Genomic DNA, 21513 nt, shown 5'->3' with positions numbered 1-21513 from the left:
AGGGCGCCATGCCACGTTTTGCTGCCAATCTGTCACTGATGTACACCGAGCAGCCATTTCTGGAGCGCTTTGCTGCCGCTGCAGCCGATGGTTTTACCGCGGTGGAATACCTGTTTCCCTATGCCTATGCGCCTGAAGTGCTGGCCGATACGCTGGCGCAGGCTGGCCTGCAGCAGGTGCTGTTCAATGCGCCACCGGGCGGTGATACGCCCGAGGCCATGGTGGCAGCCTGGGAGGAGGGCATGCGTGGCACGCTGTGTCTGCCGGGGCAGGAGCAGGTGTTCCAGGCCGGTGTGCTCCAGGCCCTGCGCTATGCACAAGTGCTGCGCTGCCCGCGCATTCACCTGATGAGCGGCAGGATGCCCGAGGGCGCGCCGCGCAAGCTGCTGGAAGATACGGCGCTGCGCAATCTGCGCTGGGCGGCACAGGCTGCGGCCGATGCCGGGGTGGAGGTGCTGATCGAGCCCATCAACGGCCGGGACATGCCGGGCTACTTCTTGCAGACGCAGGCCCAGGCGCACCACCTGGTGCAGCTGGTGGCAGCGCCCAATCTCAAGGTGCAGATGGACCTGTACCACTGCCAGATTGTGGAAGGTGATGTGGCCATGAAGCTGCGCCAGTACCTGCCTACGGGGCGTGTGGGCCATATCCAGATTGCCGGTGTGCCCGAACGCCACGAGCCCGATGTGGGCGAGCTGAACTACGACTACCTGTTTGGCGTGCTGGATGCGCTGGGCTATGCGGGCTGGGTAGGCTGCGAGTACCGCCCCCGTGCCGGAACCAGTCAGGGGCTGGGCTGGCTGCGGCGCTTGCCGCAGGAGCTATCTAAAAAATAGCTGCTTGCGCTTGAAAATATTGGTTTTCAGATAGAAAAGTGTCTGAAACATAGAGAAATAGCGCACAAGGCGCTATTTCTTTTTTGATGGGTGTGCGAAAGCGACGCGCCCGTGCCGGGCGCAGGGCTTAGCGCAGCCAGCCGCGCTTGCGGAAGTACAGCATGGGCACGAGTGCACTGGCAATCATCAGCAAGATGGCGTAGACGTAGCCGTACTTCCACTCCAGCTCCGGCATCATCGCGAAGTTCATGCCGTAGACGCTGGCAATCAAGGTAGGCGGCAGCAGGGCCACGCTGGCCACTGAGAAGATCTTGATGATCTTGTTCTGGTTGATGTTCAGAAAACCGACGGTCGCGTCCATCAGGAAGTTGATCTTGTCGAACAGGAACTGCGTGTGGCTGTCCAGCGACTCAATGTCACGCAGGATCTGGCGTGCTTCCTCGAACTGCTCGGCGTTGAGCATCTTGCTGCGCATCATGAAGCTCACGGCGCGGCGTGTGTCCAGCATATTGCGGCGGATGCGGCCGTTCAGGTCTTCCTGGCGGGCAATATCGGCCAGCACTTCCTGGGCGTAGTCGTCGGTCACGTTGCCGTCCAGCACGCGGGAGCTGACGTGCTTGAGGTCGTCGTAAATGCCTTCCAGCGTGTCGGCGGAGTATTCAGCGTCTGCGTCAAACAGCTTGAGCAGCACGTCCTTGGCGTCTTCGATCAGGCCGGGCGCACGGCGTGCGCGCAGGCGCAGCAGGCGAAACACCGGAATGTCTTCTTCGTGGATGGAAAACAGCACGCCGCAGGATTTGAGCTCGGTGTTGTGCTGGTTCAGGATGTAGGCCACGCGCACGCTGCGGGGGTCTTCCTCGTCGTCGAGCAGAAAGTCACTGCGGATGTGCAGATCGCCGTTGTCTTCTTCGTAAAAGCGCGCGGACTCTTCGATGTCCAGGTCCATGGCGTCGTCAGGAATCGACAGGCCATAGTGCTGCTTGACCCAGCGTTTTTCTTCGAGGGTGGGGGACTCCAGGTCCACCCAGATGGGCTGGAAGCGCTTGAGGTCTTCCAGGGATTCGATTTCTTCCTGGACCAGACGGCCGTTGGACAGCGAAAAGATATTGAGCATGCAGCTCTCCCAAATGTTTTTGTGGCTTTAGCGGGGCGAAGATGGGTGCGCTTCCAGTCCTTCCTCATGCCTCGCACGGCCTTGGGAGAGGATGGAAGCTACCGACTGGGGTAGGTTTCCACGGTGGTATCTCAAAAATATGACAAGCCCACGATTATGCCGAGCCTGTTCAAAGCCTGCAGGTTTGGCCCTGCAGGTGCAGGGGGTCAAAGCACCGGCGGCGGGCGCAGCGCATGGGCGCGGCACAGATCGGCCCAAGCGGCGGGCTTGGCATGCGGCGCACGCAGCAGATAGGCAGGGTCGTAGCTGACCACGGTGGGCACATCGTGCACCTGGTGTACCTGGGCGCGTAGGCGGCCCAGTGCCTCCTGGCTGTGCAGCACAGCGCGTGCGGGCTGCATGCCCAGCAGCAGCATGCGTGCGGGGCGCGCCAGGCGCACATTCGCAGCCAGGCCCGCGGGCAGGTCTTGCCAGTCCACAGGGGTCTGGGGCAGGCTCAGTGCAGGCAGGGCCTCATGGCCGGGGCGCTGCATGCAGGCAATCCAGACATGGGGGCTGTGGTGCAGGCGCAGCGCACGCAGCATGTTGTTGAGCAGCTTGCCGGTGTCGCCTTCCAGTGGCGCGCCGGGGTTGGGGCTTTCGCAGATGACCAGCCAGGCGTCGTCCGCACTGCCGCCTGTGGCCGCCGGGTAGGCCTGCACCGCAGGGGTGATGCGCCAGGCGGTGTCCTGTACGGCATTTTCTGGGGCTTGTGCCACTGCAGGCGCCGGTGTGGGGGCTGGGCGTGCAGGTGCTGTCGCAGGCACTGGCTGTGGTGCGGCAGCAGGGGCCGTGATAGCGGCTGCGGCGGCTGTGGCGGCTGGAGCTGCGGTGGCAGGCGCATCCACCACCGCAGTGGCTGTGGCTTGAACCGGCGCTTGCGCTACGGCCATGGCAGCAGCCTGTGCAACAGGAACTGGTGCAGCGACTGCAGCTGCCGCAGGCTTGGGCCACCAGATGGTGATGCCCATTTCCTGCAGCATGGCACGTTGGCGGGCGTCGAGGTTCAAGGACATAAAGACATGTTCATCAAGATGGCGGTTTCGCGTTCGCCGTGATCTACCGGATAGTACTTCTTGCGCGCCCCGACCTGGGTAAAACCGTGGCGTTCGTACACCTGGCGTGCACGCAGATTGCTCTCACGCACTTCCAGCCAGAGCGTCAGGGCCTGGGCCTCGTGGCGGCTCCAGTGGGCCAGGCACTGCAGCAGCTCACGCGCAAAGCCCTGGCGCTGGTGTGCCGGTGCCACGGTGATGTTGAGCAGATGCACTTCGTCCAGCACCTGCATGGCGATGAAGTAGCCCAGCACCTCGTCACCGCGCACCAGTACGCGCGCTGCATAGCCGCTGCGCAGGGCGTCAGCAAAGTTGCCGCGCGTCCAGGGGTGAGGAAACGCTGCCTGCTCAATGGGCAGGATGGTGTCCAGCATGTCCTCGGTCATGGGCAGCAGCTGGTGGCCTGCGGCCAGGGGGTAGTCTGCCGCCATCATGCCTTGCGGGCTGCTTCGCGTTCTGCCGTGGTCTGTGCCACCTTGTCACGGATGTACAGCGGCAGCGCGTGGGAGGCATCCATCAAATGCCCGCTGGCAATCAGTGCGGGGGCCAGGCGCAGCAGGGCGGTGGCCGTGGGCAGGGCCGGCAGATGCCGGGCATCCGGTGCCAGGCGGTCGGGGTAGGCGGCATGGCCATTGCCTACCACCGCCAGACCTTCGGGCACTTGCAGCGCTTCGGGGGCGCACAGGCCCAGGGCGCTGGTGGCTTCCCACAGGCTGTTGCGTGCATTCCAGCGGTAGCCTGCGTGGTAGACCTCGGACATGCGTGCGTCGAGCACGGCCATGAGCTCGGTCATGCCATGCTGGGCGCGGGCATCTTCTGCCACGGCCAGTAAAGTGTCGATGGGCAGCAGTGGCAGATGGGCGCCCAAGGCCAGACCCTGGGCAATTGAGCACGAAGTGCGCAGGCCGGTGAAAGAGCCGGGGCCGCGGCCAAAGACAATGGCTTTGAGGTCGGACAGCTGCAGCTCCAGCGCCTTCAGGCCTTGCTGGATGGCGGGAATCAAGGTGGCCGAGGAGTTCGCCCCTCCGGCTGCCTGGTGTTGCCACAGCTGATCGCCACGCTGGATGGCGATAAACAAGGTGTCGGTGCTGGTGTCAAAAGCAAGCAGATTCATAGGGAGCGCGCCACAGAAAAAACGGACGCCCAGGTGGCGTCCAAGCCTGCAATTATCGGCGGCATGGCATTGTCATGCGCGTGGGCTCTGGCAAAACCGCGCAGGCCACCTCTACACTTTGTGCCCATGTGCAAATCCTTGTTGTGGCGCAGTGTGCGCCAGAGTATGGCCGTTGTGGCCCTGTGTGCAGCTGCCAGTGCGGCTGCGCAGTCCCTGCCTGCGTCCGTCGCGGCGGCACTGGGGCGAGCGCAGATTCCTGCCAGTGCGATGTCGATCTATGTGGCGCCGGTCGAGGCAGCGCAGCCACCGCGCCTGACCTGGCAGCCGCAAGCGTCCATGAACCCGGCTTCGGTCATGAAGCTGGTGACCACCTATGCCGCGCTGGAGCAGCTGGGCCCCACCTATGTGTGGCGCACACCGCTGTATCTGGATGGGGTGATCGACAACGGTGCTTTCCGGGGCATGGTCTATATCCAGGGCTCGGGCGACCCCAAGCTGGTGTCTGAGCGCCTGTGGCTGATGCTGGGCCGTCTGCAGGGAATGGGCGTGAAAGTCATTGTGGGTGACATCGTGCTGGACCGCAGCGCCTTTGATGTGCAGGGGCACGACCCTGCCGCCTTTGATGGTGAGCCTTTCAGGCCCTACAACGCCGGGTCTGATGCCCTGCTGGTGAACTACAAGACCCAGGTGCTGGGCTTTATTCCCGATCCTGCCGCTGGTGTGGCGCGCATTCACTACGAACTGCCGCTGGCGGGCATCCAGGCACCTGCCACGGTGCCGCTGGCCCCCAGAGGTACGGCCTGTGGTGACTGGCGCACGCAGTTACAGGCAGACTGGAGCGATCCCCAGCGCCTGCAGTTGCGCGGCAGCTACCCCGCCAGCTGTGGTGACAAGAACTGGCCCGTAGCCCTGCCTGAGCCAGAGCGTTTTGCCCTCAAGGCCGTGGAAGGCATGTGGCGCAGCATGGGTGGCCAGATCACGGGCAGCGTGCGCGAGGGGGTGGTGCCTGAGGGGCTCAAGCCCGTGTGGGTCAACCAGTCGCCCGCGCTGGCTGAGGTGGTACGTGACATCAACAAATACAGCAACAACGTCATGACCCAGCAGGTCTTACTGACGCTGGGCAAGGAGCGCCTGGGCATAGGCAGCTTTGATGCTGGGCGCACGGCACTGGCGCAGTGGTGGCAGCTGCGCTGGCCTGCGCAGGACATGCCTGTCGTGGAAAACGGCGCAGGCCTGAGCCGCCAGGCACGCATCAGCGCGCAGGCGCTGGGTCATATGCTGCAGGCAGCCTGGGGATCGTCCGTGATGCCGGAGTTTGTGGCGTCCATGCCGATTTCTGGCATGGACGGCACGCTGCGCCGCAGCAAGGCCAGCGCCAATGCCCATCTGAAGACAGGCTCGCTGCGCGATGCCAACACCCTGGCGGGCTATGTGCACGGTAATTCGGGCCAGCGCTATGTGCTGGTGGCCATGATCAACCACCCCAATGCCGGTGGCGCGCGGCCGGTGATGGATGCCCTGGTGGACTGGGTGGCGCAGGATTGAAAAAAAGAAACCAGCCTGAGGGCTGGTTGCTTTTTAGGCAGGGCTTAGCCCGCAGCGGCCGCGCGCTGCAGGCGGTCGCGCACGCCTTCCCAGTCGGCGGTGTCGGGCGGGGTTTCAATCCAGATCAGCTGGGCGCCAATGGCATCAAAGTCGCGCAGCGCACCAAACAGTTCGTGGGCTGCGCCCAGGGCCTGCTGGGGCATGGGGCGCAGGTGCACGCCCTGGGAGGCATTGCTCAGCGGACTGCGGTGGTAGACGGCAATGTTTTTGCCATCAGTACCCAGCATGTCGAGCGCGGCCTGCAGCTGCTTGGCATCCATGAGGCGCACTTTGGCGTTCGGTGCATAGTGGGCCAAAAGTGTGCCAGAGGCCCGTGGAGTATTGGCTTGCAGCTCTTCTTTGGAGAGTGGGCGCTGGCCGCAGGCGCGTTCGATGTCGTCGCGCGTGATCGCACCGGGGCGCAGCAGCACAGGCACGCCGCGTGTGCAGTCGACGATGGTGGATTCAATGCCTACCTCACAGGCGCCGCCGTCGAGCACCAGCAGCTCGTCGCCAAACTCGGCGGCCACGTGCTGGGCCGTGGTGGGGCTCACGCGCCCAAACTTGTTGGCGCTGGGGGCGGATACCCCCCACACGGGCGGGTTCAGCTGCTGGCAGGCCTTGAGCAGGGCATGGGCCACGGGGTGTGCGGGGCAGCGCAGGCCCACGCTGTCCTGACCGCCGGTCGATGCCTTGGCGGCATCCGGCAGGCGCGGCAGGATGAGGGTCAGCGGGCCGGGCCAGAAGGCGTCGATCAGCTGCTGGGCAAATACGGGCACTTCCTTGGCGTAGCGCGTGATGGCGTCGCTGTCTGCCACATGCACGATCAGCGGATGGTTGGCGGGGCGGCCCTTGGCCATGAAGATCTGGGCTACGGCGGCATCGTTGTCGCTGTCCGCGGCCAGGCCATAGACGGTTTCGGTGGGCAAGCCCAGCAACTCGCCGCGCTGCAGGGCGGCTGCTGCGGCTTGTACCGATGCTTGAAGCTGTCCATCCAAAATCATCTTGATGTCCTTTGTGTGTCAATGGCTCGCCAATGCAGACGCCCTTGCTTAAGTGTTTAAGCAAGGGCGTAGCCGGTGGAAAACCATATTTTCTGCGCAGCAGCCTTGGCCGCCAAACGCGCTGCGCGATGCCCCCGCTCCATGCGCGTTTACGCTGGGAAGCAGCGGCATGCGCAGAAGAAAAATTGATAGCTGCAAGCGATGAAATATCAAAGGATTAAGATAGAAAACTATCTGAATCCCTTGTTCTGTCAGCGCTAGCAGCTTCTTTTTTTGAAAGCAGCCTGGCCGCTCAGAAGGGCGCAATGCCCAGAATCTCTGCCGCCTTGAGGGCTGTGGCGCGTACCTGCTCAGGCGTGCTGCCGGTGATGTTCAGGTGGCCCATCTTGCGGGCGCGCTTGGCATCGACTTTGCCGTACAGGTGCAGGTGGCAGCCGGGTAGTGCCAGTACCTGGTCCCAGGCGGGCGTCTGGGCGGTGTCGCTGTCCTTGAACCACAGGTCACCCAGCAGGTTGAGCATGATGCTGGGGCTGTGCAGGCGGGGCTGCACCAATGGCAGGCCTGTCATGCAACGCACCTGCAGCTCAAACTGCGAGACATCACAGCCGTTCTGGCTGTAGTGGCCGCTGTTGTGGGGGCGGGGGGCGATTTCGTTGACCACCAGCGAGCCGTCCTGCAGCACAAAGAACTCTACGCACAGCACGCCGACGTAGTTCAGACCTTCTGCTACGGACTTTGCAGCTGCCAGCGCTTGTTCTACCTGGGCTGCAGGCAGATTTCCTTCATACACCTCGGTCACGGCCAGAATGCCGTCGCGGTGCAGATTGCACTGCACGGGCAGGTTGACGATGGCGCCATCACGGCCACGCGCCACGATGACGGAGCACTCGTGGGCCAGTGGCAGCATTTTTTCCAGCACGCAGGCCACGCGGCCCAGCTCGTCCCAGGCCTTGGCGAGCTCTTCCAGCGTCTTGACGCGCACCTGGCCCTTGCCGTCATAGCCCAGACGGGCGGTCTTCAGAATGCCAGGCAGCAGGTCGGCAGACACGGCGGCCAGCTGCTCAGGCGTTTCAATCACGGCATGTGGTGCGACAGGTACGCCACACTGCACAAAGTGGGCCTTTTCGCGGGCGCGGTCCTGGGCAATCGCCACCGCGCTGCCAGCAGGCGAGACGGGCAGGCTTTGGGCCAGCTGGTTCAGGCTGCCTGCGGGCACGTTTTCAAATTCGGTGGTGACCGCGGCGCACAGCTTGGCCAGCTCGGTCAGACCCTGTGGGTCTTCGTAGCCAGTGCGGATGTGGTGGTGGCTGACCCGACCGGCGGGGCTGGTGGGGTCCTGGTCCAGCACGGCGGTGAAGTAGCCCATGGCCTGCGCGGCATGGGCAAACATGCGACCCAGTTGGCCGCCGCCGAGCACGCCCAGCGTGGCGCCGGGCAAGATCACATTGCGTGCTTCGCTCATGCGTTCACCGGCAGGGTCATGTTGCGGGCGGCCTCGGTCTGCTCGGCGCGGAAGGCGTTGAGCTTTTCGCGCAGCGCAGGGTCTTCGTTGGCCAGCAGAGCCACGGCAAACAGGGCCGCGTTGGCAGCACCTGCATTGCCAATGGCAAAAGTGGCCACAGGTACGCCCTTGGGCATTTGTACGATGGAATGCAGCGAATCCACACCCTGCAGGTGGCGGCTGGCCACGGGCACGCCCAGCACGGGCACGGGGGTCTTGGCAGCAATCATGCCGGGCAGGTGGGCCGCGCCGCCCGCGCCAGCGATGATGGCCTTGAGGCCACGTTCAGCCGCAGCTTCTGCGTAGCGGAACATGTCATCAGGCATGCGGTGGGCCGAAACCACTTGCGCCTCAAAAGCGATACCGAATTGCTGGAGGATGGCAACTGCGTGCTGCATGGTGTCCCAGTCGCTGCTGGAACCCATGACCACACCGATCTGGATGGGGTTCATGTTCTCTCTCAAAGGGCGCTTGCGGCCCAGCCAAGTGGAACCCGGGATTTTACGGGCAAGCCTTGGGTTGGCGAGTGGACAGGGGGCTCGCCATATCCGCTGGCTTGAAATTGTGGGCGGCGTGCGCATCTGCAAGGCATTGCGTGCTTGGCACACTGCCAAATTGCTAGAGAATCAGCACCATACGCTTTTGTAGGCGCTTTTCATTATTTTTTGCGCAGCACTGCTGCGGCCCAGGGACAGCCCGATGATCGATATCACCATTCAGAATTTTGAGACCGAGGTGGTCGCCGCCTCTATGACCACCCCTGTGCTGGTGGATTTCTGGGCCACATGGTGCGGCCCCTGCAAGACGCTGGTGCCCACGCTGGAAAAGCTGGAGGTGGAGTACGCCGGCCGCTTCAAGCTGGCCAAGGTGGATGTGGATGCCAACCAGCAGATTGCCGGCATGTTCGGTATTCGCAGTGTGCCCACCTGCGTGCTGATGATTGGCGGCCGCCCTGTGGATGGCTTCATGGGAGCACAGACCGAAGGTCAGGTGCGTGAATTCCTGGACAAGCACCTGCCTTCTGAAGATGCGCTGGCTGCAGAAGCCGAGGTGGAGGAGGCCGAAGCCTTGCTGGAATCGGGCGACACCCAGGCGGCGCTGCAGAAGCTGGCCGATGCGCTGGCGGCAGACCCGGCCAACGATGATGCACGCTTTGACTATGTGCGCCTGCTGATAGCCACCGGCAACTACGAGGCAGCGGCCGAGCTGCTGCACGAGCCGCTCAAGCGCATTCCCCAGCCGCTGCGCTTTGAAGCCCTGCACCAGTGGCTGCAGTGCATGCTGTTTGTGCAAAACGACGACCGCGGCAACTGGCCCATTGAGCAGTTTGATGCTGCTATCGCTCAGAACAAGCGTGACTTTGACACGCGCTTTGCCAAGGCACAGGTGCTGGCAGCGGAAGGCCAGTGGACCGCTTCCATGGAGGAACTGCTGGAAATCATCATGCGCGACAAGACCTGGAATGAGCAGGCCGCCCGCAAGCTGTATGTGGCCATTCTGGAACTGCTCACGCCTGCCAAGCCCAAGCATCAGGACACAGCGCCCGGCCAGAGCGCTGGTGGTATCCAGATTCTGGGCAAGAGCAGCGCAGAGCAGGACGAAGCCACGGTGCTGGTCAACAGCTATCGCCGCAAGCTGAGCATGGCGCTCAATTGATGCAGCAGGAGCCATGCAGGCTCCTTTTCACAGGCCTGCAGGGCTACCTAACGAACTTGTTGAAGTGAGTTCTTGCTCTCGTTTAATGCCTGAAAAAATGATGAAAAAATAAAAGCGATTTCGCACGTGAGTGCTGAACTGCGGTGCACTTTTCGCTACGATGCGAGTCGCTGCAGCTTGTGTAGTGTGTGGCGTGTCATGCGCCGGGTTTTCTGGAGTTGGAATGTCTCCTGCGTATGCAGTGGAGTGGCGCAGCATCTTGCTGTGCTTTACTTCTCGGGTGCGGGCTGTGGTGCAGCAGCTGGTGCATGAACATAGTGCCTTGCTGGCTTCGCACTTTTATCAGGCCATGCTGGAAGATGAGGCGGCGCGCATCTTCCTCTCGCACGAGCAGGTGCAGACGCGACTGAAACCCTCCATGCAAATGTGGCTGCAGGAGGTCTATGCGCTGGACCCCGAGGCAGATCTGGAGGCGCAGGCGCAGCGGCAGGTCAAGATTGGCGAGGTGCATGCACGCCTCGATCTGCCGGTGTACCTGGTGTTGCGCGGTGCTTCCTGTATCAAGGACGGCATCTGCAGCCTGCTCATGGTGCATACACTGCTGACCGAGGCAGAGCGACTGGCTGCCATGCAGCTCATTGCACGGGTGATGGATCTGTCCATGGAAATCATGGCACAGGCCTATGCCACATCGCGCGAACGCAGCTCCCGCTCCAAGGAGGCATACCGCCTGTTTTCCTTGACGCACAACGTGGCTACGCTGCGTGAGCGTCGTCGTGCAGAGCTGCTGGACTGGCAGAACCAGTGCCTGTACAGCCACGCACTGGGACATTCCGTGATGGCCATGCCCAGGCTGGGCAGTTCTGACTTTGGCCTGTGGTTCCGTCACAAAGGTGCGCATATCTTTCAGGGTCTGGCAGAGGTCGGGCATATCCAGTCGGCAATCGAGCATATCGACAGCCATTTGCTGCCCGCGTTTGCGCAGGCATCGCAGCAGGACAGCCTGCAGTTTCTGAATGCGCTGCGAGAGCAGGCGCGCAACATCAGCCTGAATCTGGAAGCCTTGTTTGAGTACAACAGCCAGATGGATGCTGGGCGTGATGCGCTGACGCAGCTGCTCAACCGCAAGTTCTTGCCTGTGGTACTGAGCCAGGAAATCGTCATGGCGCGCGATAGCGGCACAGTGTTCAGCGTGCTGACCGTGGACATCGATTACTTCAAGCGCATCAATGACACCTGGGGTCATGAATGTGGTGACGCCGTGCTCCAGCAGATGGCGGTTCTGCTCAGCGACAACAGCCGCGGTGGCGACTATGTGTTCCGCCTGGGTGGGGAAGAGTTCTTGCTGCTGCTGGTAGACACCAGCCCGGCGGCCGCTTTGCATGTGGCGGAAAAATTGCGTGCCTGCGTGGAAAAGACGCCGTTCAGCATGCCCCAGAAGCCCCCGCTCTTTCTGACGGTCAGCATTGGTGTGTCCACATTTGACGGACACCCTGATTACCAGCAGCTGCTGCGACGCAGTGATGAGGCTTTGTATGCAGCCAAGGAAAAAGGCCGCAATTGCGTGGTCAGTGCTGCAGAAGTGTGTGCAGAGTGAGCTTTGGTTCAGTTTTTTCCAGTCAACAAAAAAGGCGCTGAACAGCGCCTTTTTTGTTGTGCAGTGCGCGAAGTGTGCAGTCGGCTTAGCGCAGATTCAGCACATCAAACATGTCGAACTGGCCGGTGCCCTTGCCTGCCAGAAAACGCACAGCGCGCAGGCTGCCATCGGCATAGCCAGCGCGGCTGCTGGACTTGTGCGAGATTTCCACGCGTTCGCCTGTGCCGGCAAACAGCACGGTGTGGTCGCCAATGATGTCACCGCCACGCACGGTGGCAAAACCAATGGTGTTTTCCTTGCGCTCGCCAGTGTGGCCAAAGCGCTCGTATACGGCGCGGTCTTCCAGCTTGGTGCCCTGGGCTTGGGCAATGACTTCGCCCATCTTGATGGCGGTGCCTGATGGGGCGTCCACCTTGTGCTTGTGGTGGGCTTCGACGATTTCAATGTCGTAGCCCGTGCTCAGTGCCTTGGCGGCCATTTCGAGCAGCTTCAGCGTCACGTTCACACCCACGCTCATGTTGGGCGCCAGCATGATGGCGGTTCGCTGGGCGTAAGCCGCAATCTGTTCCTTCTGCGCCTCGGTAAAACCGGTCGTGCCAATCACCACCTTCACGCCCAGCGCTGCGCACACAGCCAGGTGGGCCATGGTGCCTTCGGGGCGGGTGAAGTCGATCAGAAAATCGGCCTTGGACAGGGCAGACTTCAGATCACTTTCAATCAGCACGCCACTGGTCTGGCCCAGAAAGGCCGCTGCATCGGTGCCGATGGCTGGGCTGTGGGGCAGGTCCAGTGCTGCAGTCAGGGTGCAGTCCGCGCTGTTCTGGATGGCTTCCACCAGCATGCGGCCCATGCGGCCAGAAGCTCCGGCCACTGCCACGCGCAAAGGAGAAGAAGAGGGTGCGGTCATAACAAATCCATCAAGAGGTCAAACAGACACAGCCGCTCAAGCTGTCATGCGCTGAGCGGCTGGTACACAAGAAGCCGGTGCGTCAGTAATTGCGTTCCAGAGGCGGGTAGCTGCTGCGAGGCTGTGCAGTTTCCTGGGTGGCAGGTGCATCGGCCTTGGCTGCGGGCTTGTGCTTGGCCAGCTGTTCTTCGGTGGCCTGCAGCTGCGGTACTTTGATTTTCTTGTTGCTGCTGCCCAGCGATGCGACGAACTCGTCTTCGGAAGGCATTTCATCACCTTCGGCACGCACAAAGCGGTCGTTATCGAAGAACACGGTCAGCTTGCGGTTCTGTGCTTCTACGCCCTGGCGCTTGATGGTGAACACATATTCCCAGCGATCTCCATGGAACACGCTGGTCATCAGCGGTGTGCCCAGAATTTCGCGCACCTGCTGACGGCTCATGCCGGGCTGCAAAGCTTGCACCTGTTCGCGCGACACAAAGTTGCCTTGCACCACTTCCACTTTATAGGGGGTGACCGCACTCATGGCGTTGCGAGTGGTTTCGCTGATGCTGCTACAAGCAGCCAAAAAAGCGGCGAGAGACAGAGTCAGCCCCAACTGCAGGCGGTAACGAGCTTGTACATGCATGGGTAATAAGCAAGGGATATGATTTGCCCCATTGTAGCGGTAGGTTTTGCTCCGGCTCGCGCATGTTTTACAGCATGCGAAAACCATAGTTTTGTATTCGGTATGAGCTGTCGTAAGCTTGTGCCAACTGCCACTTTTCACGTACGACATGAAAAACATTGAAGAGCTCAAAAGCACAGGTCTGAAAGCGACATTGCCGCGCTTGAAGATTCTGGAAATTTTTCAGACTGGCAGGCAGCGTCACATGACCGCAGAAGATGTTTTTCGTGTGCTGCTCGATGAGCGCTCGGACATCGGTCTGGCAACGGTCTATCGCGTACTGACCCAGTTTGAGCAGGCAGGCATCTTGCTGCGCAGCAATTTTGAAAGTGGCAAGGCGGTGTATGAGCTCAATGAAGGCCAGCACCATGACCACTTTGTCTGCACGGCATGCGGCAAGGTCGAAGAGTTCTATGACCCTGAGATTGAAAAGCGTCAGATGATGATTGCTGAGCAGATGGGTTGGCAGATTCAGGATCACTCCATGTCGCTGTATGGCCAGTGCGCTGATTGCGTGGCACGTACAGCCAAGCGCTAAGACCAGAGTCAAGGTCCTGTGCCCATGTAAAAAAAGGCATCCATGCGGATGCCTTTTTTTGTTGTGAGCTCGTGAAGCTGCGTGCTCAGTAAGAACTTCTGCTGCCCATGTCGCGTTCCATGGCCTGGCGGTGGCGCTCGACGAACTCGGCATAGGTGTCGATGCCGCGCAGCTGCAAAATGCTGTTGCGCACGGCAGCTTCCACCAGCACCGCGATATTACGGCCTGCGGTGACGGGAATCACCACTTTGCGCACGGGAATGCCCAGCACATCCTGCGTGAGTGGCTCCTGCGGCAGGCGCTCGTATTCACGCTCCATGGTCTCTTTCTTGACCAGGTGCACGATGAGTTTGAGGCGCATCTTGCGGCGCACGGCTGTCTCGCCAAAGATGGCGCGAATGTCCAGCAGACCAATGCCGCGCACTTCCAGCAGGTTCTGCAGCAGCTCAGGGCATTTGCCTTCGATGGTGGTCTGGTTGATGCGGTACAGGTCTACGGCATCGTCTGCGACCAGGCCATTGCCGCGTGTGATCAGCTCCAGCCCCAGCTCACTTTTGCCCAGGCCAGATTCGCCGGTAATCATCACGCCCATGCCCAGAATGTCCATGAACACGCCGTGCATGGTGGTGCGGTCGGCAAAGTGCTTGGACAGGTAGGCGCGCAGCACGTCAATGACAAAGGCCGAGGCTTCCCTGGTCGCAAACATCGGAATGCCTGCGTTTTCGCACATGGAAAGCAGTGCAGCAGGTGCAGTCTGCCCGTCAGCGAGCACCAGCACGGGTGGCTCGAGCTTGACGATGCGACCGATGCGACGCGCGCAGTCCTCGTCGGTCGCGTTGGTCAGGTAGGCGATTTCGCGCTCGCCCAGTACCTGCAGGCGGTAAGGGTGGATGTAGTTGAGGTAGCCCACCAGGTCTGCGCCCGAACGCGCCGAGCGCACCGCCATTTCGTCAAAGCGGCGCTCGGAAGCCCCCATGCCAGCCAGCCATTCCCAGTTTAGGGATTCGCGAAATGCTTCAAACAGACGGTTGGCATTGATGGCTTTGTGGCGCATGGAACAGCAGGCAGAAAAGGCGTGGCGGTGGGATGCTGACCAGCAAAGGTGCTCAGGATGCGGCGGTGGCCGACTTCCAGTCGACGATCAGCTGGTACAGCGCTTCGGCATTGTTCGCCGTTTTCAGAGATTCGCGCAGATGGTTGTCGCTGAGCAGTTCGGCAATCTCAGACAGGATTTCCAGGTGCTGCTGTGTGGCAGCTTCGGGAACCAGCAGGAAGATGAGCAACTGCACAGCCTGTTCATCAGGTGCGTCAAAGCCGATGGGCCGTGCCAGCTGGAAAACCGCTGCCATGGGTGTCTTGAGGCCCTTGATGCGCCCGTGAGGGATGGCTACACCGTGCCCCAGGCCTGTGGAGCCCAGACGTTCGCGTGCGAACAGACTGTCGGTGATCAATGCGCGGGGCAGGCCATGCAGCCCTTCGAACAAGAGGCCCGCTTCTTCAAAAGCGCGTTTTTTGCTGGTGGCATCAACGCTGACAAGCACTTGAGCAGGCGACAGGATGGAGGCAAGACGGTTCATGTGGAAACTATGGTGTATCGCCCGAACCGGACGTATCTGGCTGGTGCGGTGGAGCGAAAAGGCCGCCATCGGGCGGCCTGTTACTCCAGACTTTACCTAAATCTTCGCACAAGCAAAAGACATCTGGCGTCAACTCTGTATTGACAAGGCCAATTCATGCCTGCTTGCGACATTGCGTACAGCCAGTTTACGCGTTTTATAGCTGAGTACACGGCGATCGAGCTTGTCTGCCAGCTCATCAATGGCGGCATACAGGTCAAAGTGCTTGCTGGCAGCGTGCAGCGCATTGCCCTTGACCTGGATGCTGCATTCGGCACGCTGGCGGCGTTCTTTCTGTGATTCGTTCTGCGTGGACAGCAGTACCTTGATGTGGATGACCTGGTCAAAGTGGCGCAGCACGCGTTCAAGCTTGGAAACCACGTAGGCACGCAGTGCAGGGCTGACATCCAGATGGTGGCCGCTGATGGTCAAGTTCATAAATCAACCTCCTGTGCTTTCAGGTTCACGAAAAAGCTTGCTGCTTCTGTGTCGAAGCAGTGGTGGCGGTTGAATGCGCATTCGTCGCTTGTGAGTCACTATGCGTCTGTTGCCTGATGTGCGCAATGGCATTTCGCCATGTTCTGCTGGGATATGACGGGCAGGCAGACGCAGGCGGTAAAACAGCGCACAATGAATCGTTTGTGGATAGCGCCTGCTTGGCGGGGCTGTCCGTGATGGTCGGGATAGAGATTGAAGCAGTCGCAATTGTCCATGTCTGGCGCGCCTGTCCGGCTCTAAAATCCCGGATCGGAGTTGCGCCTGCCAGCCAGAAGCTGCAGGCGTTGACGTGTTCCGAACCCCATTTTGTCTGCTTCTCTCATGACACAGCCCACGATTTCCGCTTTGCACACTTCCAATATCACTTCGCTGCCGCTGCTGGCGCGCGGCAAAGTGCGCGACAACTATGCGGTGGGCGATGACCGCATCCTGATGGTGGCCTCTGACCGCCTCTCGGCCTTCGACGTGATCATGGGTGAACCCATCCCCGGCAAGGGTGAGCTGCTGACGCAGATGGCGCTGTTCTGGTTTGACAAGCTGGGCCACATCTGCCCCAACCACCTGACGGGCGAAGCCCCTGAATCCGTGGTGACGCCCGAGGAAGTGCCTCAGGTCAAGGGCCGCTCCATGCTGGTCAAGCGCCTCAAGCCCGTGCTGATCGAGGCCGTGGTGCGTGGCTATCTGGCAGGCAGTGGCTGGAAGGAATACCAGGAAAGCCAGGCCGTGTGCGGTGTGAAGCTGCCTGCTGGGCTGGTCAATTCCGCCAAGCTGCCCGAGCCCATCTACACGCCGGCCGCCAAGGCAGAAATGGGCGACCACGACGAAAACATCACCTACGAGCGCACTGTGGAGATGGTGGGAGAGGAGCTGGCCTCCAAGATCCGCGACACCGCCATCCGCATCTACAAGGAAGCGGCAGAAATTGCACTGACCAAGGGCATGATCATTGCCGACACCAAGTTCGAATTCGGCCTGACCGAAGACGGCGAGCTGGTGCTGATGGACGAAGTGCTGACCCCCGACAGCTCGCGCTACTGGCCTGTGGAAGGCTATGAAGAAGCGCTCAAGGCGGGCGTCAACCCTCCCAGCTACGACAAGCAGTTTGTGCGTGACTGGCTGGAGCAGGCCAAGGTTAATGGCAAGCCCTGGAACAAGGCAGCACCTGCACCCCGTCTGCCTCAGGAAGTGATTGAAAAGACCGCGGCCAAGTACCGTGAAGCGCTGGAGCGTCTGACCGCTTAAACGCGCTCGATACCCCAAAAAACAAAAGCAGCCATTGGCTGCTTTTTTGTTGCTGTTTTGAAAAATAAGAGCGTTTTGCGCTTGATATACCTATGTTTCAGGCTCAAATGTTTCTGAAATCATTACAAATCAAGCGCTGGCAGCTCCTGTTTTTATAGACGTCTGGCGGGGCCCTGCAGGGCGGTGACCATGTCTACCGCCAGCTTGCGCAGGGCTTGCCAGCTGTCGCTGGGCCAGTTGTCTGCGGGCAGACCTTTGACGATGCCGTCCACCACGTGGGCCGAGTGCAGCAGGCGCACGGCCGCATTGGCCGTGAGGCGTGGCACCACGCGCTCAAACAGTTTTTCCTTGTTGCCCCAGATGCGCAGACTGCGCAGCACCATGGGCAGGGGCTGGCCGCTGGCCAGTGCATCCTTGGCGCGTTTGAGGTTGCGGATGTCTTCCGACAGCGTCCAGTGCACCAGCACCTCGGCCGTGCCTTCAGCCTGCAGGCCATCCATCATGCGCATGGCGCGTGGCAGATTGCCGGAGAGAACAGCTTCCGAGAGCTTGAACACGTCATAGCGCGCCACATTGAGCACGGCTTGTTCGACTACTTCAAAGCTCAGTTCGCCCTCGGGCTGTAGCAGCCCCAGCTTCTGGATTTCCTGGTGGGCGGCCAGCAGATTGCCTTCTACGCGGTCGGCAAAGAACTGTAGCGTGCGCTGTCCCGCTTCGCCCGAGGCCACGCGCTGGTTCTGCCGTGCCAGGCGCTGCGCAATCCACTGCGGCAGCGCTGCGCGCTCGATGGGGTCAATCTGGATGGTGACGCCGTTGGCGTCCAGCGCGCCAAACCATGCGCCTTTTTTGGTGGCTGCATCCAGGCGCGGCAGGGTGATGATGGTCAGCGTGCTGTCGTCCTGTGCCGCGTTTTCGGCCAGCTGCTGGATGGCAGCACTGCCATCCTTGCCGGGTTTGCCCGAAGGAATGCGGATTTCGACCAGCTTCTTGTCGGCAAACAGGCTGAAAGAGCCGCCTGCGGCCAGCACGCTGCTCCAGTCAAAGTGAGCGCCCTGCACGGTGTGGACGCTGCGTTCGCTGTGCCCGGCGGCGCGTGCTGCCGCGCGGATGGCGTCAGCTGCTTCCTGCAGCTGCAGTGGCTCGTCGCCATGCAGGGTATACAAAGGCCGCAGACCTTTTTGCAGGTGTGCGGCCAGTTGGTTCAATGCCAGTTGCATGAGGGCTTATTCGCCAGCTGGCGGATGGGCTGCCTGCAGGCGCCGCAGGATTTGCTGCGCCAGGTCGGCATACATGTTGCGGTAGAGCGTGGCTTCTTCCTCGTCCTTGGCCAGGGCCAGGGTTTCGCTGTAGCTCATGTCACGCTTCTGGGACAGTTCGGCATCTTCAATCCAGATGCGGCCTTCGTTGTCGACCAGGCTAAAGCGCGTGGTCAGGCGCAGCTCCACTTCGCGGACCTGGCCGGACACGGTCTTGGCCAGCACGATGCGCTCGCGGCGTTCACCCAGCAGGCGCAGGGTGACCTGGGCCGAGCTGGAAGCTGCCGGAGGCAGCACGATCTGCAGCGCGCTGCCTGCCGTGGCCAGATGGCGCAGCACTTCACGCGTCAGTGGTGAGCCTTCGGGTGCCTGCAGGTACAGCGAGCTGAATGGAAAGGTCGGCACGCCACGCAGGCGAAAGCCGCAGGCACTGACCACAGGGGCCAGCGCCATCAGGGATAAAAGCGTGCGTTTGCGCATGGTGGCGGCCTCCTTGGCGTGGCTTAGACGACGATGTTGACCAGACGGCCAGGAACGACCACGACCTTCTTGGGTGTCGCGCCGTTGATGAACTTCTGGGCATCTTCGTTGGCCAGGGCGGCTGCTTCAATCTGGGCCTTGTCGGCACCGGCAGGCACGCGGATGGAACCACGCAGCTTGCCGTTGACCTGCAGCACCAGCTCCAGCTCGTCCTGCACCAGGGCCTTGGGATCCACCTGGGGCCATGCGGCATCCAGAATGTCGCCCTGCTTGTTGGCGTAGCCCAGCTCCTTCCACAGCACATGGGTGATGTGGGGGGTGGCCGGGTAGAGCACGCGCAGCAAAATGCCAAAGCCTTCGATCATGGCGATCTGGCCATCGGCAGTCTCACCACCCTTGAAGCCTTCCAGCGCGTTGATGATCTTCATCGCGCCAGAGACCACGGTGTTGTACTGCATGCGCTGGTAGTCGTAGTCGATCTGCTTGAGCACGGTGTGGATTTCCAGGCGCAGGGCCTTGGCGTCCTTGCCGAACTCCACATCATCGAGGCTGTCCAGGCCCAGTGCCAGCATGATGGCGGGCGTGTAGTTGATGCCCAGCAGCTTGTGACCGAAGTTGTAGACGCGGCGCAGGAAGCGGTAGCTGCCTTCCACGGCGGCTTCGTTCCACTCCAGCGTCAACTCGGGCGGCGCGGTGAACATGGTGTACAGGCGTGCGGTGTCGGCGCCGTACTTTTCGATCAGGTCCTGAGGGTCTACGCCATTGTTCTTGGACTTGGACATGGTGCCCACGCCCTCGTAGTCAATGGCTGTACCTACGGGCAGCAGGCCATCAGCGCTTTCCACTTCCACCTTCAGCTTGGCGCCGATGATCTTGCCGGCCTCGTCATGGACGTGCTCTACATCCTTCGGCCAGAAGTATTCCTTGCCACCCTTGGCAGTGCGGCGGCTGTAGATGTGGTTGAGCACCATGCCTTGTGTGAGCAGCTTGGTGAAAGGCTCGTCCACCTGCAGCAGGCCCAGGTCGCGCATGACCTTGGTCCAGAAGCGTGCGTACAGCAGGTGCAGGATGGCGTGCTCCACGCCGCCGATGTACTGGTCCATGGGCATCCAGTACTTGGCACCGTCGGCCACCATCTGCTCGCTGTTCTTGGCGTCGCAATAGCGCATGAAGTACCAGGACGAGTCCACAAAAGTGTCCATGGTGTCGGTTTCGCGGCGCGCAGGTTTTCCGCAGCAAGGGCACACCACGCCGGCGTGGAATGCTTCACTTTTTACCAGTGGGTTGCCCGATCCATCAGGTACCAGGTCCTGCGGCAGCACCACGGGAAGGTCCTTTTCAGGCACGGGCTGAGGGCCGCAGTCTGCGCAGTGGATGATAGGGATGGGGGTGCCCCAGTAGCGCTGGCGGCTGATGCCCCAGTCGCGCAGGCGCCAGGTGGTCTTTTTCTCGCCCAGGCCCTTGGCAGACAGCAGCTCGGCCACCTTGTCCACCGCCTGGCTGTGGGTCAGACCGTCGAGCTCGCCCGAGTTGACGCACATGCACTTTTGCTTGTCGCCATACCACTCCTGCCATGCATCGGTGGAGAAGGAAGCTCCTTCCACGGCCACGACTTGCTCGATGGGCAGGTTGTACTTCTTGGCAAAGGCAAAGTCGCGTTCGTCGTGGGCTGGCACGCCCATCACAGCGCCGTCGCCATAGCTCATCAGCACGTAGTTGCCCACCCAGACTTCGACCTGCTTGCCGGTCAGGGGGTGGGTGACGAACAGGCCCGTAGGCATGCCCTCTTTTTCCTTGAGGGCCAGTTCGGCTTCGGTCGTGCCGCCCTTCTTGCACTCTTCAATGAAGGCTGCCAGCTTGGGGTTGGAGGCCGCAGCGTGCTGGGCCAGGGGGTGCTCGGCAGCCACGGCGCAGAAGGTCACGCCCATGATGGTGTCGGCACGGGTGGTGAACACGTACATCTTGCCGTCGCCGATCAGGTCGCCTTGGGCATTCTTGATGGCGTGGGTGAACGCAAAGCGCACGCCGGCGGACTTGCCGATCCAGTTTTCCTGCATCAGGCGCACTTTTTCAGGCCAGCCGTTCAGCGTGGCCTTGTCGTTACCCACCTGTACGTGGTCCAGCAGCTCCTGGGCGTAGTCGGTGATCTTCAGGTAGTAGCCGGGGATTTCGCGCTTTTCCACCAGTGCGCCGGTGCGCCAGCCGCGGCCGTCAATCACCTGCTCATTGGCCAGCACGGTCTGGTCCACAGGGTCCCAGTTCACGACCTGGGTCTTGCGGTAGGCAATGCCCTTTTCCAGCATCTTCAGGAACAGCCACTGGTTCCACTTGTAGTAGTCAGGGTCACAGGTGGCCACTTCACGGCTCCAGTCAATGGCCAGACCCATCGCCTGCATCTGCTTTTTCATGTAGGCGATGTTTTCATACGTCCACTTGGCTGGCGGCACCTTGTTCTTGAGCGCGGCGTTTTCAGCAGGCAGGCCGAAGGCATCCCAGCCCATGGGCATCAAGACGTTGTAGCCCTTCATGCGCAGCTGGCGCGTGAGCATGTCATTGATGGTGTAGTTGCGCACGTGGCCCATGTGCAGCTTGCCGGAAGGGTAGGGCAGCATGGAGCAGGCGTAGAACTTGGGCTTGCTGGCGTCTTCGACCACGCGATAGGCATCGGCGGCAGACCAGTGGTCTTGCGCGGCGCGCTCGACCTCAATGTGGTTGTATTTGTCTTGCATGGAGCTGGTAGATCGGTTGTGCAGTCAAAATACTGCTTCGACTGGATTTTAGGCGCTTGCGCGCTTTCCCATGTGCGTAC

General features: G+C 61.3%; 21 protein-coding genes. 6 read left to right on the top strand and 15 right to left on the bottom strand.

Going from position 1 to position 21513, the window contains the following annotated elements; all coding sequences use genetic code 11:
- Positions 1-8 precede the first annotated feature (8 nt).
- Positions 9-836 carry a 2-oxo-tetronate isomerase gene (gene otnI, locus F7P80_RS09055; protein ID WP_151044190.1) on the top strand — a complete coding sequence of 276 codons (828 nt, stop codon included), beginning with the start codon at positions 9-11 and terminating at the stop codon, positions 834-836.
- Positions 837-963: 127 nt separating this feature from the next.
- Here the strand turns inward: otnI and corA are convergent, their stop codons facing one another.
- The 4 genes from corA to tsaB form a co-directional block, all read right to left on the bottom strand.
- Complete coding sequence (gene corA, locus F7P80_RS09050) at positions 964-1950, bottom strand: magnesium/cobalt transporter CorA (RefSeq protein ID WP_054065398.1); 987 nt, start codon at positions 1948-1950, stop codon at positions 964-966.
- A 206-nt stretch (positions 1951-2156) separates the two neighbouring features.
- On the bottom strand, positions 2157-3005 hold the full coding sequence (locus F7P80_RS09045) for a uracil-DNA glycosylase family protein (protein WP_151044187.1): 849 nt from the start codon (positions 3003-3005) through the stop codon (positions 2157-2159).
- On the bottom strand, positions 2996-3475 hold the full coding sequence (gene rimI, locus F7P80_RS09040; protein ID WP_054065440.1) for a ribosomal protein S18-alanine N-acetyltransferase: 480 nt from the start codon (positions 3473-3475) through the stop codon (positions 2996-2998). The genes F7P80_RS09045 and rimI overlap by 10 nt, the downstream gene beginning before the upstream one ends.
- Complete coding sequence (tsaB, locus tag F7P80_RS09035) at positions 3475-4158, bottom strand: tRNA (adenosine(37)-N6)-threonylcarbamoyltransferase complex dimerization subunit type 1 TsaB (RefSeq protein WP_054065400.1); 684 nt, start codon at positions 4156-4158, stop codon at positions 3475-3477. The genes rimI and tsaB overlap by 1 nt, the downstream gene beginning before the upstream one ends.
- A 165-nt stretch (positions 4159-4323) precedes the next feature.
- Between tsaB and dacB the strand changes: the two genes are divergently transcribed.
- Positions 4324-5703, top strand: a complete 1380-nt coding sequence (gene dacB, locus F7P80_RS09030) for a D-alanyl-D-alanine carboxypeptidase/D-alanyl-D-alanine endopeptidase (protein ID WP_249041433.1) — start codon at positions 4324-4326, stop codon at positions 5701-5703.
- Between the two features lie 44 nt (positions 5704-5747).
- Here dacB and F7P80_RS09025 read toward each other — a convergent pair whose 3' ends face one another.
- The 3 genes from F7P80_RS09025 to purE all read right to left on the bottom strand — a co-directional run bounded on the left by F7P80_RS09025 (position 5748) and on the right by purE (position 8699).
- The gene (locus F7P80_RS09025; RefSeq protein WP_151044181.1) at positions 5748-6746 is read right to left on the bottom strand and encodes an L-threonylcarbamoyladenylate synthase; all 999 of its coding nucleotides are present in this window, start codon (positions 6744-6746) and stop codon (positions 5748-5750) included.
- Positions 6747-7038: 292 nt separating this feature from the next.
- Complete coding sequence (locus F7P80_RS09020) at positions 7039-8208, bottom strand: 5-(carboxyamino)imidazole ribonucleotide synthase (RefSeq protein WP_054065403.1); 1170 nt, start codon at positions 8206-8208, stop codon at positions 7039-7041.
- Positions 8205-8699, bottom strand: a complete 495-nt coding sequence (gene purE, locus F7P80_RS09015; RefSeq protein WP_054065404.1) for a 5-(carboxyamino)imidazole ribonucleotide mutase — start codon at positions 8697-8699, stop codon at positions 8205-8207. Before purE ends, F7P80_RS09020 begins: the two co-directional genes overlap by 4 nt.
- A 247-nt stretch (positions 8700-8946) precedes the next feature.
- On the opposite strand from purE, the gene trxA reads away from it, so the two are divergent.
- Positions 8947-9903: a thioredoxin gene (gene trxA, locus F7P80_RS09010; protein ID WP_054065405.1), complete on the top strand. Its 957-nt coding sequence runs from the start codon at positions 8947-8949 to the stop codon at positions 9901-9903.
- 223 nt (positions 9904-10126) lie between these two features.
- Positions 10127-11500 carry a GGDEF domain-containing protein gene (locus tag F7P80_RS09005; RefSeq protein ID WP_170265357.1) on the top strand — a complete coding sequence of 458 codons (1374 nt, stop codon included), beginning with the start codon at positions 10127-10129 and terminating at the stop codon, positions 11498-11500.
- Between the two features lie 85 nt (positions 11501-11585).
- Here F7P80_RS09005 and dapB read toward each other — a convergent pair whose 3' ends face one another.
- The gene (gene dapB, locus F7P80_RS09000; protein ID WP_151044175.1) at positions 11586-12407 is read right to left on the bottom strand and encodes a 4-hydroxy-tetrahydrodipicolinate reductase; all 822 of its coding nucleotides are present in this window, start codon (positions 12405-12407) and stop codon (positions 11586-11588) included.
- Between the two features lie 82 nt (positions 12408-12489).
- On the bottom strand, positions 12490-13035 hold the full coding sequence (locus F7P80_RS08995) for an outer membrane protein assembly factor BamE (RefSeq protein ID WP_054065408.1): 546 nt from the start codon (positions 13033-13035) through the stop codon (positions 12490-12492).
- Between the two features lie 148 nt (positions 13036-13183).
- Here F7P80_RS08995 and fur point away from each other — a divergent pair, with 148 nt between their 5' ends.
- Positions 13184-13612 (top strand): ferric iron uptake transcriptional regulator, encoded by a 429-nt coding sequence (gene fur, locus F7P80_RS08990; RefSeq protein WP_054065409.1) that lies wholly within the window; start codon positions 13184-13186, stop codon positions 13610-13612.
- Positions 13613-13697: 85 nt separating this feature from the next.
- Here the strand turns inward: fur and hprK are convergent, their stop codons facing one another.
- The 3 genes from hprK to hpf all read right to left on the bottom strand — a co-directional run bounded on the left by hprK (position 13698) and on the right by hpf (position 15666).
- Positions 13698-14666 (bottom strand): HPr(Ser) kinase/phosphatase, encoded by a 969-nt coding sequence (gene hprK, locus F7P80_RS08985; RefSeq protein WP_054065410.1) that lies wholly within the window; start codon positions 14664-14666, stop codon positions 13698-13700.
- Between the two features lie 52 nt (positions 14667-14718).
- Positions 14719-15189 (bottom strand): PTS IIA-like nitrogen regulatory protein PtsN, encoded by a 471-nt coding sequence (ptsN, locus tag F7P80_RS08980; RefSeq protein WP_054065411.1) that lies wholly within the window; start codon positions 15187-15189, stop codon positions 14719-14721.
- 129 nt (positions 15190-15318) lie between these two features.
- A complete protein-coding gene (hpf, locus tag F7P80_RS08975) occupies positions 15319-15666 on the bottom strand; it encodes a ribosome hibernation-promoting factor, HPF/YfiA family (RefSeq protein WP_054065412.1) in 348 nt (115 codons plus the stop codon).
- 381 nt (positions 15667-16047) lie between these two features.
- Here hpf and F7P80_RS08970 point away from each other — a divergent pair, with 381 nt between their 5' ends.
- Positions 16048-16968, top strand: a complete 921-nt coding sequence (locus F7P80_RS08970; RefSeq protein WP_054065413.1) for a phosphoribosylaminoimidazolesuccinocarboxamide synthase — start codon at positions 16048-16050, stop codon at positions 16966-16968.
- Between the two features lie 152 nt (positions 16969-17120).
- On the opposite strand, the gene holA is transcribed toward F7P80_RS08970, so the two are convergent.
- From holA to leuS, 3 genes are read right to left on the bottom strand one after another with little or no spacing between them, the layout of a single operon-like run.
- Positions 17121-18185, bottom strand: a complete 1065-nt coding sequence (holA, locus tag F7P80_RS08965) for a DNA polymerase III subunit delta (protein WP_151044172.1) — start codon at positions 18183-18185, stop codon at positions 17121-17123.
- Between the two features lie 6 nt (positions 18186-18191).
- A complete protein-coding gene (locus tag F7P80_RS08960; RefSeq protein ID WP_151044169.1) occupies positions 18192-18704 on the bottom strand; it encodes an LPS-assembly lipoprotein LptE in 513 nt (170 codons plus the stop codon).
- 23 nt (positions 18705-18727) lie between these two features.
- Entirely contained in the window at positions 18728-21433 is a 2706-nt protein-coding gene (leuS, locus tag F7P80_RS08955; RefSeq protein ID WP_151044166.1) for a leucine--tRNA ligase, read from the bottom strand.
- Positions 21434-21513: the final 80 nt, after the last annotated feature.

This window comes from Comamonas kerstersii (assembly GCF_008801935.1).
GTDB lineage: Bacteria > Pseudomonadota > Gammaproteobacteria > Burkholderiales > Burkholderiaceae_C > Comamonas > Comamonas kerstersii.
This window is presented reverse-complemented; position numbering and strand designations above follow the sequence as displayed.